13 protein-coding genes are annotated in these 14,599 nt (G+C 59.6%); 4 read left to right on the forward strand and 9 right to left on the reverse strand.

All coding sequences use genetic code 11. The features are described 5' to 3' along the window. The first annotated feature begins 8 nt into the window (after positions 1 to 8). Together KI231_RS21065 and KI231_RS21070 are read left to right on the forward strand one after the other, a co-directional pair. Positions 9 to 749: a YciK family oxidoreductase gene (locus KI231_RS21065; protein ID WP_103305667.1), complete on the forward strand. Its 741-nt coding sequence runs from the start codon at positions 9 to 11 to the stop codon at positions 747 to 749. A 361-nt stretch (positions 750 to 1,110) separates the two neighbouring features. After that, complete coding sequence (locus KI231_RS21070; protein WP_103305666.1) at positions 1,111 to 2,037, forward strand: GGDEF domain-containing protein; 927 nt, start codon at positions 1,111 to 1,113, stop codon at positions 2,035 to 2,037. A gap of 137 nt (positions 2,038 to 2,174) precedes the next feature. Here KI231_RS21070 and KI231_RS21075 read toward each other — a convergent pair whose 3' ends face one another. The 7 genes from KI231_RS21075 to KI231_RS21105 all read right to left on the reverse strand — a co-directional run bounded on the left by KI231_RS21075 (position 2,175) and on the right by KI231_RS21105 (position 10,207). Then, positions 2,175 to 2,936, reverse strand: coding sequence for an iron-containing redox enzyme family protein (locus KI231_RS21075; protein ID WP_502937187.1), 762 nt, complete (start codon positions 2,934 to 2,936; stop codon positions 2,175 to 2,177). 79 nt (positions 2,937 to 3,015) lie between these two features. Next, positions 3,016 to 5,475 carry an EAL domain-containing protein gene (locus tag KI231_RS21080; RefSeq protein WP_213026237.1) on the reverse strand — a complete coding sequence of 820 codons (2,460 nt, stop codon included), beginning with the start codon at positions 5,473 to 5,475 and terminating at the stop codon, positions 3,016 to 3,018. 201 nt (positions 5,476 to 5,676) lie between these two features. Further along, a complete protein-coding gene (locus KI231_RS21085) occupies positions 5,677 to 7,503 on the reverse strand; it encodes an ABC transporter ATP-binding protein (RefSeq protein ID WP_213026238.1) in 1,827 nt (608 codons plus the stop codon). Beyond that, a complete protein-coding gene (locus tag KI231_RS21090) occupies positions 7,496 to 8,098 on the reverse strand; it encodes a DsbA family protein (RefSeq protein WP_172828209.1) in 603 nt (200 codons plus the stop codon). The genes KI231_RS21085 and KI231_RS21090 overlap by 8 nt, the downstream gene beginning before the upstream one ends. A 35-nt stretch (positions 8,099 to 8,133) precedes the next feature. Further along, complete coding sequence (trhO, locus tag KI231_RS21095; protein WP_213026239.1) at positions 8,134 to 9,075, reverse strand: oxygen-dependent tRNA uridine(34) hydroxylase TrhO; 942 nt, start codon at positions 9,073 to 9,075, stop codon at positions 8,134 to 8,136. 298 nt (positions 9,076 to 9,373) lie between these two features. Further along, positions 9,374 to 9,673, reverse strand: a complete 300-nt coding sequence (locus KI231_RS21100) for a BolA family protein (RefSeq protein ID WP_095125183.1) — start codon at positions 9,671 to 9,673, stop codon at positions 9,374 to 9,376. Positions 9,674 to 9,685: 12 nt separating this feature from the next. After that, entirely contained in the window at positions 9,686 to 10,207 is a 522-nt protein-coding gene (locus tag KI231_RS21105) for a DUF2059 domain-containing protein (protein ID WP_103305660.1), read from the reverse strand. 192 nt (positions 10,208 to 10,399) lie between these two features. On the opposite strand from KI231_RS21105, the gene KI231_RS21110 reads away from it, so the two are divergent. After that, the gene (locus KI231_RS21110; RefSeq protein WP_213026240.1) at positions 10,400 to 11,794 is read left to right on the forward strand and encodes a class II fumarate hydratase; all 1,395 of its coding nucleotides are present in this window, start codon (positions 10,400 to 10,402) and stop codon (positions 11,792 to 11,794) included. Positions 11,795 to 11,899: 105 nt separating this feature from the next. Here KI231_RS21110 and KI231_RS21115 read toward each other — a convergent pair whose 3' ends face one another. Continuing rightward, positions 11,900 to 12,859, reverse strand: coding sequence for a DMT family transporter (locus KI231_RS21115; RefSeq protein WP_213026241.1), 960 nt, complete (start codon positions 12,857 to 12,859; stop codon positions 11,900 to 11,902). Positions 12,860 to 13,066: 207 nt separating this feature from the next. Between KI231_RS21115 and KI231_RS21120 the strand changes: the two genes are divergently transcribed. Continuing rightward, positions 13,067 to 13,261, forward strand: coding sequence for a DUF6316 family protein (locus KI231_RS21120; protein WP_103305657.1), 195 nt, complete (start codon positions 13,067 to 13,069; stop codon positions 13,259 to 13,261). A gap of 121 nt (positions 13,262 to 13,382) precedes the next feature. On the opposite strand, the gene KI231_RS21125 is transcribed toward KI231_RS21120, so the two are convergent. Continuing rightward, a complete protein-coding gene (locus KI231_RS21125) occupies positions 13,383 to 14,567 on the reverse strand; it encodes a thiolase family protein (RefSeq protein ID WP_213026242.1) in 1,185 nt (394 codons plus the stop codon). Positions 14,568 to 14,599: the final 32 nt, after the last annotated feature.

Genomic DNA, 14,599 nt, shown 5'->3' on the forward strand with positions numbered 1-14,599 from the left:
AGGTTTTTATGTTCGATTACTCCGCTCGTCCCGAATTGCTCAAGGATCGGGTCATTCTGGTCACCGGTGCCGGGCGCGGCATTGGCGCGGCTGCCGCCAAGACCTACGCCGCGCATGGCGCTACCGTACTGCTGCTGGGCAAGACTGAAGCGAATCTGACCCAGGTTTACGACGAGATCGAAGCGGCGGGCCATCCGCAACCGGCGGTGATTCCGTTCAACCTCGAAACCGCCCTGCCCCATCAGTACGATGAGCTGGCAGCGATGATCGAAAGTGAATTCGGTCATCTTGATGGCCTGCTGCACAACGCCTCGATCATTGGCCCACGCACGCCGATCGAGCAGTTGTCCGGCGAAAACTTCATGCGCGTCATGCAGGTCAACGTCAACGCCATGTTCATGCTCACCAGCACTCTGCTGCCGCTGCTCAAGCTGTCGCAGGATGCTTCGGTGGTGTTCACCTCCAGCAGCGTCGGGCGCAAGGGTCGTGCCTACTGGGGCGCTTACGGCGTGTCGAAGTTCGCCACCGAAGGCCTGATGCAAACCCTCGCCGATGAAGTCGACGGCGTGGCGCCAGTACGCGCCAACAGCATCAACCCGGGCGGCACTCGCACCAGCATGCGCGCGCAGGCTTACCCGGGAGAAAACCCGCTGAACAATCCGACTCCGGAGGAAATCATGCCGGTCTATCTGTACTTGATGGGCCCGGACAGTACCGGCATCAACGGCCAGGCATTCAACGCACAGTAATGCCATACGTCGCATTTGTTGCCGTGGCGGATTACCGTCGCGGCACGCATTTGCCGCTGCCTGCCGTCACATAACAGTCAAATATCCAGCACAACCTCCTTACCTTTCATATCAAGTCGTTGATTTATAACGGGTTAAATAAAACCGAACCGAATGGCACGACTTTCGCTCTAATTTTCCTCAAAGCATGCCGTGTGAAGGCAATGGGGCAAGGCCTGATTCGATAGCTGACTAATCGTCATCAGGCAGACTAAACTTACGCCAAATGTCCTACGGGACTGATGGATCAGTATGACGCGCAGCCCATAGCCGCTCTCACCCAGCCTGTAAGACAGACTTACTGCTTAGGGGCTCACGCCATATGAAATCACCCTCCCAGACCAATGCAATTGACTTTGACAGTGCCAAATTGCAACGCCTGGGCTTTGGTCAGCTGCCTCCCCTTCTGGAGCGACCGACCAGCCTGGCGCAACTGCGCCAGCAAATGAGCCTGCAACTGCAAACCAGTCTTGAACCGCAACGGATCCTCGGTCTGTTCTTCCGCGAAGTACAACGTCTTGTGCCGCTGGATGCCTTGAGCTACGCGCATCAGGGCAGTGACCTGCGCCTGGAATTCGGCGCCCGAGGCCATCATTCGGTCAGCTACAGCTTGAGCCACGAAGGCGAGCACATGGGCGAACTGGTGTTCCGGCGCAATCAACGTTTCAACGAACAGGATCAGGGCAATCTCGAATCGCTGCTGTCGTCGTTGCTGTTTCCGATGCGCAATGCCCTGCTCTATCGCGCCGCGACGCAAAGCGCATTGCGTGATCCGTTGACCGGCGCCGGCAACCGCATCGCCATGGAGCAAACGCTGCAACGCGAGATCGAAATGTCGCGTCGGCATCTGCAACCTTTATCCGTGCTGATGCTCGATATCGACCACTTCAAACGCGTCAATGACAGTCATGGACACAGCGCTGGCGACACCGTGCTCAAAGCCGTGGCCGCATCGATCAAGGGACAGTTGCGCAACGTCGACATGGTGTTTCGCTATGGCGGGGAAGAGTTTCTGATCCTGCTGTCCAACACCAGCCGGGAAGCGGCGGCGATGGTCGGCGAGCGTCTGCGCTATGCGGCGCAGGCGGCGGAGTATTACGCGGATGGGCAGTTGATCGAATTGACGGTCAGCCTCGGTTGCTCGACCCTGCTTCCGGGCGAATCGGTAGAAAGCCTGTTGCGCCGCGCGGACAGTGCGCTATACGTGGCCAAACGCGAAGGGCGTAATCGCTTGGCGATGGCGGGCTGAGTCCCTCCATACACCACAAAACAGTGTGGGAGCGAGCCTGCTCGCGAATGCGATCTGACATTCAACAATGAGTTGACTGACACACCGTTTTCGCGAGCAGGCTCGCTCCCACATTTGGTTTTGCGTTTAGCCGAATATCAGCTCTCGACCACGACCCTGCGCTCACGACTTACCAGCAAACGCTCCGACGTTTCGAGCTGCATGCAGCGTTCCAGGAACAGGTACATGTAGTCATAGCTCTTGCAGATCGCCTGACGCAGCTCGGCCTGCAAAGCCTTGCTCGGGTTCATGCCCGCCAGGGTGCAGATGATTTCCAGCGCCTCCCACGGATGAGCATCATCGTATTGGGCGTGCATCTTCAGCCACTTCATCGCCCGCTTTCGGTCTTCTTCGGGGAACGCAGCGGCGTAAACCCCGGTAGAACAGACCAGCGCCGACCACTCCCCGGTCGCGCCTTCGATAGCGTAATTGGTCGCGGCGATGGCCACGATCAGCGAATCGGCAGAACTGGTGTGCCAGCACCAATGACTCAGCGCATGCAGTTCGGGCGGCACGTGCTGGGCTTGGAGATCTTCCATACTGACGCCGTGCGCGCGACTCCAGTGCACCCAGTAATCGGCGTGATTGAGTTCAACGCGGATGTTGCGCATCAACCAGCGCCGCGCCATGTCTTCGCCCGGGTGACGGGCAAATTTGGTTTTGGTGAGATTCTGCGCCATGTACAAGGCAAATTGCTCAACCACCGGCCAGCCCCCGATCAGGTACTGGCGCATGGTTTTGGCGCTGAGCTTGTTATCGCGCATGCGCAGATACAACTCATGTTCGACAACCCGGCGCTTGCTCTCGCTGCAATCCTCGATCAGCTGTTGTGCCCAGCCGGGATAACTTGCAGCTTCCATGAGTGGTCCGGTTCGGTTGAATGTGTCGATCACTGTTCGGCTCCTTTTGATTTGTGATTGTAAGGATCGGCGAGAGATTTCAACGGAACGTGCCAGGCGCTTTGAATAACAGCGGCTGCGGTCTGGCGGGGCGACTTAGCAAACTGTCGCAGGTAAACAATTGCGGGCGTTCAATAACATAACCCTGAGCGTAATCCACACCAATCTCAAGCAATGCCTGCTCGATCTGGGTTGTTTCAACAAACTCGGCAATTGTCTGCTTACCCATGACATGGCCGATGTGATTGATCACTTCGACCATTGCGCGGTTAATCGGGTCGTCCAGCATATCCTTTACGAAACTCCCATCGATCTTCAGGAAGTCTACAGGCAAATGTTTCAGATAAGCGAATGAAGACATTCCGGCACAAAAGTCATCAAGCGAGAAATAGCAGCCCAAGCCTTTGAGTTCATTAATAAATCTGATTGCACTACCCAAGTTTGAAATTGCACTGGTTTCAGTAATTTCAAAACAAATCATTTCAGGCGGAATCGAATAAATAACAAACTGTTCCCGCAGGAAGTGCAAAAACGCGTCATCTCCGATAGTAATGCCTGACAGATTAATCGCACACATTGCTAATGGGCCTTTATGTTCTTGTGCAATACATTGAGCAATAACCTTAAATACGTTTTGCACTACCCAGCGATCCAACTGACTCATCAAACCATAACGTTCGGCGGCCGGAATGAAACTGTCCGGCAGAATCATCCGACCGGCTTCATCGTGCAGACGCAGCAGAATCTCGATGTGCCCACCCTTGCCGTCGCTCGGTTTCAGCGGCGAGATTTCCTGGGCATAGAGGCAGAAGCGGTTCTCTTCCAGCGCCATGTGCAGTCGTTGCACCCAGGCCATTTCGCCGAAGCGCAGCGACAGCTCGGAATCGTCGGCATGGTAGACCTGCACGCGGTTGCGCCCCTTCTCCTTGGCCATGTAGCAGGCCATGTCGGCAGCACGCAGCGAGGCTTCGAGGGTTGTCGGCGTTTGCGCGACATGGACCAGGCCGATACTCACGGTGGTCAGGAAGGGCCGCCCTTTCCAGACAAAATGCAGATTCTGCACGGTCTGGCGCAGCGACTCGGCGATCTTCTCAGCCGCTTCCGGCGCGCAGTTCTCCAGCAGAATGCCGAACTCGTCACCTCCCAGGCGCGCCAGCGTGTCGCCCTCGCGCAGGCCTGATTGCAACAACGTGCAGATGTGCCGCAACAGTTCATCGCCGGCGGCATGCCCGCAGGTGTCGTTGACCAGTTTGAACTGATCCAGATCGAGGAACATCAGCGCATGCCGCCCGGACTGGCGCGTGAGGTTGTGCAATGCCTGTTCCAGGCGATATTCGAACTCGCGGCGGTTGGCCAGCCCGGTCAGCGCATCATGGGTGGCCTGCCACGACAGATTGGCGATGTATTGCCGCTCCTGGGTCATGTCGTGCAGCACCAGCACCGTGCCAATGACCTTGCCGCTATTGCGGATCGGCGCGCCAACCAGCGTCACCGAAACCGTGCTGCCATCCAGACGCTGGATCAGCTTGGAGTGCTCGCTGCCACCACTGAGCTGGCCGCTGAGAATGTGCTCGATCAGGGTCAGGCCTTCGGTCTGGGCGTTGTCGTCGAGCAAGTTGAACAACGCCGCCAGTGGCAGTCCTGCGGCCTGTTCGGCCTTCCAGTGGGTCATGGCTTCGGCGGCGGGGTTCATGTAATCGATAGCGCCGCTCACGTCAGTGGTGATGACGCCATCGCCAATCGATTGCAACGTGACATGCGCGCGGTCCTTCTCCAGTTGCAGCGCTTCGGCGAAGGCATGACGCTGCTTGAGCAGTTTGTGCGTGCGTAACAAGGCCAGCACGATCAAGCCCAGCGCCGTGGCCAGGTTGGTGAACAGCAGCAGCCGCAGGATCATCCGCGAGCCTTCGCCCAGGGCATCGCTGAACGCTTTCGCCGCCGGGGTCACGCCGTCATTGATGGCAAAGATCCGCGCCTTCCAGCCCTGGATGTCGGCGCTGCTGGCGCTGTTCTGCGCAATGCTCCGATGCATCTCGCGCGCCACGTCATTGAGCTCGACCAGATAGGCGTCACCCACGGTCCAGCGGTCGATGGCGGTTTCCAGGTAACTGAAATGACGGAAGTTGAGGTACAGCCAGATCAGGCTGGAGACGTCATCGGGGTGATTGCCGCCCTTGAGAATGCCTTCGCGCGCAGCAGCCAGATCCGGCGGCTGGCGATCCAGTGCGAGGCGTAACTGATGGCCGCCCTGAGGCACGGCAATCGCATTCTGGTATTTGAGGAAAATCGACTCGTCACGACTGTCGGCGTACAGATTGAGGTAGTAGATGGCGTCTTTCTGGCCCTTGGACCAGAGACTCTCCCCCGCCACATACCCGCGAACGGCCGACAGCACGTAAAGACTCACGCCCCCCAACAGGGCCTGAAATAACACGACGGCAATAAATGGCCAGACGATGCCCAACAACCGTGGCGTTCCGAGAGTCCGCTTTTGCTTCATGAGATCCCTTGCGCAAGCACTGCCAGATGAACACCGGAAAATACCGCTCCTGACAGCTCAGCCTAGGCTAATTTTCGACATGTCAAAGGGACAGCGCTGCCGTCCTCTATGTCGATCGTGCAACGTTGCTGTCCGCGGAGGTATTCCGGGCGTCTTTAGTCAAAGCAATTCAAGCACTAAGCACAGAAACGCCGACAAAACTCAAGGGCGCTGGATTTGTTGCAGGTGGCCATAGAGTTTGGCGTACAGCCCGCCGTCGGCAATCAACTGCTGATGATCGCCATCTTCGGCAACCTGCCCGCCATCGAAGACCAGCACCCGATCAGCCTGCTTCACAGCCGACAGGCGGTGGGCAATGATCAGCGTCGTGCGGCCGTTGAGAAAGCGCGCCATGGCTTGGTGCAAGTTGTATTCGGTGGCGGCGTCGAGGGCCGAGGTGGCTTCGTCGAGGATCACCACTTTGGGCTCGGCGAGGATCATTCGCGCAATCGCCAGACGCTGGCGCTGGCCGCCAGACAAGCGCACGCCGGAGCGCCCGACGATGCTGTCGAGGCCGTCCGGCAAGGCGCGGATAGCGGGTTCGAGCTGGGCGATTTCCAGCGCCTGCCAACAGGCTTCGTCGCTGCGGGTGCGGCCCATGGTCAGGTTGGCGCGCACGGTATCGTTGAACAGCGCCGGGTGTTGCAACACCACAGCGACGTTTTCGCGAACCGTCTCCAGGCCGATTTCCTGTTGGGTCGAACCGCCGAAACGGATGGTCCCGGCCAGCGGCGTGTACAGTCCCAACAGCAACTGCACCAGGGTACTTTTGCCGCCGCCGCTGGCGCCGACGATGGCCACCTTCTCACCGGGCGCGATGGACAGGTCCAGCTTGTTCAGCACCAATTCGTCGCCATAACCGAAGCTCAGGCCTTGCACCTGAATGCCCACGGTGTCGCGGCCCTTGAACGGATCGACACCGCCCGGGTACTGCGGCTCATCGGCGCGTGCCAGCAACTCGTTGATCCGCGCCAGCGCACCGCCGGCCGCGTAGTAGGCGTATTGCAGATTCAGCAGCTGTTCCACCGGGCCGATCATGAACCACAGGTAACTGAACACCGCGAGCATCTGACCGATCGACAGGTCGGAAAACAGCACGGTGAGCATCGCCGCCGCACGGAATATATCGATACCGAACTGGAACAGCAGGCCACTGGCGCGATTGGATGCGTCGGTTTTCCACTGGGAGTTGACTGCGTAATTACGCACTTCCTGCGCGCGCAAGCCGAGCCGGCCAAGGAAGTAACCCTGACGGTTGCCCGCACGCACTTCCTGAATCGAATCGAGGGTTTCGCTCAGCGCCTGGGTGAAACGCGCCGTGCTGTCGTTCTCGAGTTTCTTCAGATGCTTGACCCGTTTGCCCAACTGCACCGTGGCGTAAATCACCAGCGGGTTGAACAGCAGAATCAGCAAGGCCAGTTTCCAGTGCATCCACATGAGAATGCTCGCGGTGCCGACCAACGTCAGCATCGCCACCAGAAAACGGCTGAGGGTTTCACCGACAAACTTGTCGAGGGTGTCCAGGTCCGTGACCAGATGCGTGGTCACCGTGCCGCTGCCGAGACTTTCGTACTCGCCGAGGGAAATACGTTTGAGCCGATCAATCAGGCGCACGCGGATGCGATAGACGATGTCCTTGGCCAGCCGTGCGAACAGCCGCGACTGCAACACGCCAAAACACAACGCGCTGCATCGCAGTGTCAGGGTGACCACCAGCATGAGGCCGATATAACCCGCCGCCTGCTGCCACATCGTCGGCAGCACATGGTTCATGACTTTCAGCGCGGCATCGCCGTGGCCGAGCAACACCTCGTCGACCAGCAACGGCAACAGCAACGGAATCGGCACACTGCACAGCGTCGCCAGCACGGCCACGCCGTTGGCGATCCACAGGGATTTTTTGTGATTGAGTGCCAGGCGCCGGACTTCTGCCCAGCTCAGCCGGTCGACACGCTTTACGGCTGGCGTGTCATCGGCGTGGTCAGGCACAGGCGGCGCGCTCCAGCCAGCGGCCGAGCAAGGGCGACAATTCGCTGAGCGGTTGATAGCCGTTGGTGAGCAACGCCAGTTGGCCATTGCGTTCGGCGAGCAAGGTCGGGAAACCGGCGATGCCGAGATCCTGTACCCAACTGAAATCGGCCTGAGTCGCTTTGTGTTGATCGGCATGATCGAACAGCGCGGCGAATTCGATACGCGGCACACCGGCCTGCTCGGCCAGTTCCACCAGTACGCTGGCCTGAGTGACATCGCGACCTTCAGCGTAAAACGCCTGCTGAATCAGCCCGACCAGTGTCCACGCACAATCGGGCGCAAGGCTGCGCGCGGTGACGATCGCGCGGCAGGCAGGTTCGGTGTCGTAAACAAAGCCATCGGGCAGCGCGCCGTCGAACTTGAACGGCTGGCCGGTGGCCTCGGTGACCGCTTGCCAGTGCTCAAGGATGTAACGACGCGTGGTCGGTTCCAGCGCCGAACCGCTGCCGGTGCGCAAACCACCGACCACCAGATGCAACTCCACCCCGGCTGCCTGCGCCTGCTCGACCAGTGCCTTGGCCACCGGAGCGAACCCCCAGCACCACGAACACATCGGATCCATCACATAGAGCAGGCGCGCAGACATGGTTAAGCCTCGGTGGATGCTTGCTTATAGTTGTAGCCGATCGGGTGCGGCTGGTTGCGCGCCTTGGCCAGTTCGATCTGCTTCTGCCGATCGGTGGCGCTGCGACGGGTTTTCTCGCTCAGGCTGTTCCAGCAGTGCGGGCAGCTGATACCGGCGACGTAATGTTCGGAGGCGCGATCTTCAACGCTGACCGGCGTGCGGCAGGCATGACATTGATCGTAGTCGCCTTCGCTGAGGTCGTGGCGCACGGTCACGCGGTTGTCGAACACAAAGCAGTCGCCCTGCCACTTGGTTTCTTCCTGCGGCACCTCTTCGAGGTACTTCAGGATGCCGCCCTTGAGGTGGTAAACCTCTTCGTAGCCTTCACCGAGCATGTAGCTCGACGCTTTCTCGCAACGAATGCCACCGGTGCAGAACATCGCGACCTTCTTGTGCACGGCCGTGTTGAAGTGTTCTTTGATGTAGTCGGGGAATTCGCGAAAACTGGTGGTTTTCGGATCGATGGCGCCTTCGAAGGTGCCGATCGCCACTTCGTAGTCGTTGCGGGTGTCGATCAGCAGCACTTCCGGGTCGCTGATCAGCGCGTTCCAGTCCTGCGGCTCGACGTAAGTGCCGACCTTTTTGTTCGGGTCCACACCTTCGACGCCGAGGGTGACGATCTCTTTTTTCAGTTTGACCTTGGTGCGGTAGAACGGCTGCTCGTCGCAGTACGATTCCTTGTGGTCGATGTCGACCATGCGCGGGTCGTTCTTCAACCAGGCGAGCAGGCCGTCGATGCCTTCGCGCGTGCCGGAAACCGTGCCGTTGATGCCTTCTTCGGCGATCAGCAGGGTGCCTTTGATGCCGTTGTCGACCATCGCTTGCAGCAGTGGCTCGCGCAGGTTGACGTAATCTTCGAGGGTGACGAACTTATACAGTGCCGCCACGACAATCGGTTGTGTCATGGGTATTTCTCCAGGTGGCTACCCTCGTAAAGGGTGAACCGGATTCAAAAAAAACGCGCCGACTAAGCGGCGCGTTGCGGATTCTAGCAAAAACACTGTGGTTTTAGGATCTGCTGATGTCTCTGTGGCGAGGGGATTTATCCCCGATGGGGCGCGAAGCGGCCCCAAACCCTGATAATGCGTATTTCAGGTATCGAGTTCTGTGGTTTTGGGGCTGCTGCGCAACCCATCGGGGATAAATCCCCTCGCCACAAAAATTCCCTCATCACAAAAGCACCACGAACAAAACCGTCCAATATCAGTGTTTGCTACCGCCGGCACAGGTCGGCGACGCCGGCGCGGCGCCGATCTCTGCCCATTCCTGCGGGGTGTAGGTGTGCAGCGCCAACGCATGGAACTCACCCATCAGCTCGCCGAGCGTGCCGTAGACCTTCTGGTGGCGCTTGACCCGGTTCAGGCCGTCGAACTGCGCGCTGACCACCACAGCCTTGAAGTGGGTCTGTAACCCGCGACTGTGCATGTGGCTTTCATCCAGCACTTGCAGATGCTCGGGCTGAAGCAGACCCAGCGTCGATTCGATGCGTTGTTGCATGGTCATCACGAACTCCGCTTACGGCTTTTTCTTGGCCGGAGCAGCGCCTTTCGGGGCCAGCTCGTTGGTCATGTCTTCCAGCAGCTTGTTGACCACCGGTACTGCGCTTTCCAGCTTGGCCTGGGTCATCTGGGCCGATTGCTGGGTCAGCTGCGGCATTTTTTCCAGGACTTTCTTGCCCAGTGGCGACTGGTAGAACGCAACCAGGTCCTTGAGCTCGGATTCGCTGAAGTTGCTGGTGTAGAGCTTGACCATGTCCGGCTTCAGCTTGTTCCAGCCAATGGCCTGGTCCAGAGCGGCGTTGGCCTTGGCCTGATAGGTTTCCAGGGTAGCTTTCTTGGATTCCGGGGCTTTGGTCTGTTCAAAACGCTGGGCGAACATTTGCTGCACTTGCATGTACACCGGGGTACCCAGTTTGTCAGCGTGCGCCAGGGTCAGGAAAGCTTCGGCACTGGCGTTGTGGCTGGCGGTATCGGCAAGCACCTGGCCGCTGGCGCAAACCAGTGCAACCGCGGTACAGATGGCACGAAGACGAGTCATCGAGTTTCCTTTTAAGCAAAGCGAGGTAAAACCCCAAGGGCGACCATTCTGCGCCTAAAAATCGCTGCGGCTCAACCCCCGGCCTTGCCGCGCTTGATTGACGGGGATTTGCCGGTCAACAATCGGATCGAGGGAACCACCTGGGCCGACACCGGCCTAAACTGCGCAAACAGACCAACAGGAGTGTGCACGATGAGCCGTATCGAAACCGACAGCCTGGGCCAGATCGATGTCCCGGACGACGCCTACTGGGGTGCTCAGACGCAACGCTCGCTGATCAACTTCGCCATTGGTCAGGAACGCATGCCGCTGCCGGTATTGCATGCCCTGGCCCTGATCAAGAAAGCCGCCGCACGGGTCAACGACCGCAACGGCGACCTGCCCGCCGACATCGCCCGCCTGATCGAACAAGCCGCCGACGAAGTCCTCGACGGCCAGCATGACGACCAGTTTCCACTGGTGGTCTGGCAGACCGGCAGCGGCACGCAGAGCAACATGAACGTCAACGAAGTGATCGCCGGTCGCGCCAACGAACTGGCCGGCAACCCGCGCGGCGGCAAGACGCCGGTGCACCCGAACGATCACGTCAACCGCTCGCAAAGCTCCAATGACTGCTTCCCCACCGCCATGAGCATCGCCACCGTCAAAGCCGTGCAGGAGCAACTGCTGCCGGCGATTGCCGAACTGTCCGGTGGCCTCGCCGAATTGGCCGCCCGGCACATGAAACTGGTGAAAACCGGTCGCACGCACATGATGGATGCGACGCCGATCACCTTCGGTCAGGAATTGTCCGGTTTCATCGCGCAGCTCGATTACGCCGAACGGGCGATCCGCGCCGCGCTGCCGGCGGTGTGTGAACTGGCGCAGGGCGGCACCGCAGTCGGTACCGGGTTGAACTCGCCGCACGGTTTTGGCGAGGCAATTGCGGCGGAACTGGCCGCGCTATCGGGCCTGCCGTTTGTTACTGCACCGAACAAGTTTGCCGCACTGGCCGGTCACGAACCGCTGACCAGCCTGTCCGGCGCACTGAAGACCCTCGCCGTGGCGCTGATGAAAATCGCCAACGACCTGCGCCTGCTCGGCTCCGGCCCACGCGCAGGTTTTGCCGAAGTGCGCTTGCCGGCCAACGAGCCGGGCAGCTCGATCATGCCCGGCAAGGTCAACCCGACCCAGTGCGAAGCGCTGTCGATGCTCGCCTGCCAGGTGTTGGGCAACGACGTGGCAATCGGCATTGCCGCCAGTCAGGGTCACTTGCAGTTGAACGTATTCAAACCGGTGATCATCCACAACCTGCTGCAATCGATCCGCCTGCTCGGCGACGGCTGCAGCAACTTCCAGCAGCACTGCATTGCCGGTCTTGAGCCGGACGCCGAAGTCATGGCGCAACATCTGGAACGTGGGTTGATGCTGGTGACGGCGCTGAACCCGCACATCGGTTACGACAAGTCAGCGGAAATCGCCAAGAAGGCTTACGGCGAAGGGCTGACCTTGCGTGAGGCCGCGCTGGAACTGGGCTATCTGACTGATGAAGAGTTTGATGCGTGGGTGCGGCCGGAAAACATGATCGAGGCTGGCGCCAAGGGCTGAGTCCTTCAGCACCTGAACGTCCGCCATCGCGGGCAAGCCCGCTCCCACAGGGTTATGTGCATACCTGTGGGAGCATGGCTTGCCCGCGATGAACGATGACGCGGTTCAACTCGCTGCCACCTTCAGCCGCCGCGCCTTCAATCCGGCAATCAACGAAGGCCCCAACGCCACCAGCGCCGACCCCAGCACCACCAGCACCGCGCCGCCATAACCGAGCGCATTGATCTGCTCGGCATGCACATATTCCGGCCAGACCCCGGCCGCAATTGCCACCGCCCCGAACGTCACCAACGGCGTGATCGCCAACGTCGCACTGACCCGCGATGCCTCCCAATGCGCCAACGCTTCGGCAAACGCGCCATAGGCAATCAACGTGTTCATGCAGCACGCCAACAGCAGCCAGCCCTGCAACGGGCTCAACTCAAGCGCTTCGAGCGGATGCACCCAAGGCGTGAGCAACAAGGCGCAGAACAGGTAGATCACCATCATCACTTGCAGCGAATTCCACACCGTCAGCAATTGCTTCTGACCCAGCGCATAAAAGGTCCAGACCGTCGACGCCAGCAGCACCAGCAACACCCCGGCGGTGTAATCCGACAGCGAGGTCAGCAACTCCGCCAGACGCTGATTGAAAAACAGCACAAACCCGATCAGCAACACCGCCAGGCCAATGCCCTGGCCAATGCTGAAGCGCTCCTTGAACACAAACAGACTGGCGATCAGCAACATGATCGGCCCCATCTGCACCACCAGTTGCGCAGTGCCGGGACTCAGCAGGTTCAGGCCCATCAGGTACAAAACGTAGTTACCGACGAGCCCGAGCACGGCCATCAACACCAGCCAGCCGCCCTTGGGCCCAAGCACTTTGCGGCTCGGAAGGCGTTTGACCGCCGCCAGGTAAATGAACAGACAGCCGCCGGACACCGTCAGGCGAAACCAGGTCACCGTGATCGGGTCCATCACCAGCAAGACCTGTTTGAGCTTGATCGGCAGGATGCCCCACAAAAACGCCGTCAGCAGCGCCAGGAACAAGCCGTACACCCAGCGACCCGATGAAATGTGCATGCGAACCCCGAAGCCTGCCGACAAGTGCGCTCATTCTAGGCTTGGCAACGGACGCAACACAGGGACAGTTCAGGACACGCCGCGAATGAAACTGTGCAGGTCGCAGCATTAAATTGACGCGCCGCCGTTGATCGGCAGAGCAAGCAGGGTAAGTGCTTCAGGCATAAGCTCATTGGATCCACTGCCACCGCCATCAGGAGACTCGCCATGTTAGGCATGCGCCGCCAGGACCCCGCCCCCGCCACGCACTTTCGCAGCGACCGGGTGTGTCGGGTCAATGGCGAACTGTTTTTCAGCACGCGGGAAAATACCCTTGAGGGGCCGTTTGACAGTCCCGAGAAAGCTGAGCTGGAGATAAAAGCCTATATCGCGCGGATGCAGCTTCTGGATTCAAACCGGTAATAAAGGGTGATCCAATCGCTGGCAAGCCAGCTCCCACAGGATCAGTGGCGAACACCACAAAACCTGTGGGAGCGGGCTTGCCCGCGAAGAGGCCAGATCAGACAACACAAATCCTGCCTATTTAACGCACCGCCTCAAACAACCCCGTCGCGCCCATCCCCCCGCCAACACACATGGTGACGATGCCGTAACGCAGATTGCGCCGCTGCAACTCCCGCACCAGATGCCCGACCTGACGCGACCCGGTCATGCCGAACGGGTGTCCGATGGAGATCGAGCCGCCATTGACGTTGTACTTCTCGTTGTCGATCTCCAGCCGATCCCGGCTGTACAGGCACTGCGAGGCGAACGCCTCGTTCAGTTCCCACAAATCGATATCCGCCACCTGCAAACCCTTGGCCTTGAGCAGTTTCGGCACCGAGAACACCGGGCCGATGCCCATCTCGTCCGGCTCGCAACCGGCCACGGTGAAACCGCGGAAAAACGCTTTCGGCTTGAGGCCCAGTTGCAACGCTTTCTCCAGGCTCATCACCAGCGTCATCGACGCACCGTCCGACAGTTGTGACGAGTTGCCCGCCGTCACCGAACCGTCTTCGGCAAACACCGGTTTCAACGCGGCGAGGCTTTCGTAAGTGGTGTCCGGGCGGTTGCAATCGTCACGATCAACGATGCCATCGAGAATCTGCACGGCACCGCTGTTCTTGTCCTCGACGCGATACTTCACCGCCATCGGCACGATTTCATCGTTGAACAAGCCGGCGGCCTGCGCCTGTGCGGTACGAATCTGGCTTTGCAGGGAATAGCGATCCTGCGCCTCACGGCTGACGCCATAACGCCGCGCCACGACTTCGGCGGTCTGCCCCATCGTGTAATAGATGCCCGGCGCCTGCTGTTTGAGCAGCGGGTTGATCAGGTGATCGGTGTTGACGCTTTTCAGGGTCAGGCTGATCGACTCGACGCCGCCGGCGACGATGATGTCGCTGCAGCCCGAGGCGATCTGATTGGCAGCAATCGCGATCGCCTGCAAACCCGACGAACAGAATCGATTGAGGGTCATGCCGGCCACGCCCGTGCCCAGTTGCGAGAGCACCGCGACGTTACGACCGATGTTGTAGCCCTGCGCGCCTTCGTTGGAGCCGGCGCCGACGATGCAATCTTCGACGCTCGCCGGGTCGATGTCATTGCGCGACAGCAGCGCGTTGACGCAGTGCGCCGCCATGTCGTCAGGGCGGGTCTGGTTGAACTTGCCGCGAAAGGACTTGGCCAGGCCCGTCCGGACGCTGTCGACGATCACCACTTCACGCATGGCATACCTCATTGTTGTTGTCGGTTGAGAGT

This window comes from Pseudomonas sp. Seg1 (assembly GCF_018326005.1).
In the GTDB taxonomy this organism is placed as follows: domain Bacteria; phylum Pseudomonadota; class Gammaproteobacteria; order Pseudomonadales; family Pseudomonadaceae; genus Aquipseudomonas.

Excerpts from the sequence above, each read along its gene's own strand:
- KI231_RS21065 (WP_103305667.1), top strand. The coding sequence starts at position 9 with ATGTTCGATTACTCCGCTCGTCCCGAATTGCTCAAGGATCGGGTCATT.
- KI231_RS21070 (WP_103305666.1), top strand. The coding sequence starts at position 1,111 with ATGAAATCACCCTCCCAGACCAATGCAATTGACTTTGACAGTGCCAAA.
- KI231_RS21075 (WP_502937187.1), bottom strand. The coding sequence starts at position 2,936 with ATGGAAGCTGCAAGTTATCCCGGCTGGGCACAACAGCTGATCGAGGAT.
- KI231_RS21080 (WP_213026237.1), bottom strand. The coding sequence starts at position 5,475 with ATGAAGCAAAAGCGGACTCTCGGAACGCCACGGTTGTTGGGCATCGTC.
- KI231_RS21090 (WP_172828209.1), bottom strand. The coding sequence starts at position 8,098 with ATGTGTTCGTGGTGCTGGGGGTTCGCTCCGGTGGCCAAGGCACTGGTC.
- trhO (WP_213026239.1), bottom strand. The coding sequence starts at position 9,075 with ATGACACAACCGATTGTCGTGGCGGCACTGTATAAGTTCGTCACCCTC.
- KI231_RS21100 (WP_095125183.1), bottom strand. The coding sequence starts at position 9,673 with ATGACCATGCAACAACGCATCGAATCGACGCTGGGTCTGCTTCAGCCC.
- KI231_RS21105 (WP_103305660.1), bottom strand. The coding sequence starts at position 10,207 with ATGACTCGTCTTCGTGCCATCTGTACCGCGGTTGCACTGGTTTGCGCC.
- KI231_RS21110 (WP_213026240.1), top strand. The coding sequence starts at position 10,400 with ATGAGCCGTATCGAAACCGACAGCCTGGGCCAGATCGATGTCCCGGAC.
- KI231_RS21115 (WP_213026241.1), bottom strand. The coding sequence starts at position 12,859 with ATGCACATTTCATCGGGTCGCTGGGTGTACGGCTTGTTCCTGGCGCTG.
- KI231_RS21120 (WP_103305657.1), top strand. The coding sequence starts at position 13,067 with ATGTTAGGCATGCGCCGCCAGGACCCCGCCCCCGCCACGCACTTTCGC.
- KI231_RS21125 (WP_213026242.1), bottom strand. The coding sequence starts at position 14,567 with ATGCGTGAAGTGGTGATCGTCGACAGCGTCCGGACGGGCCTGGCCAAG.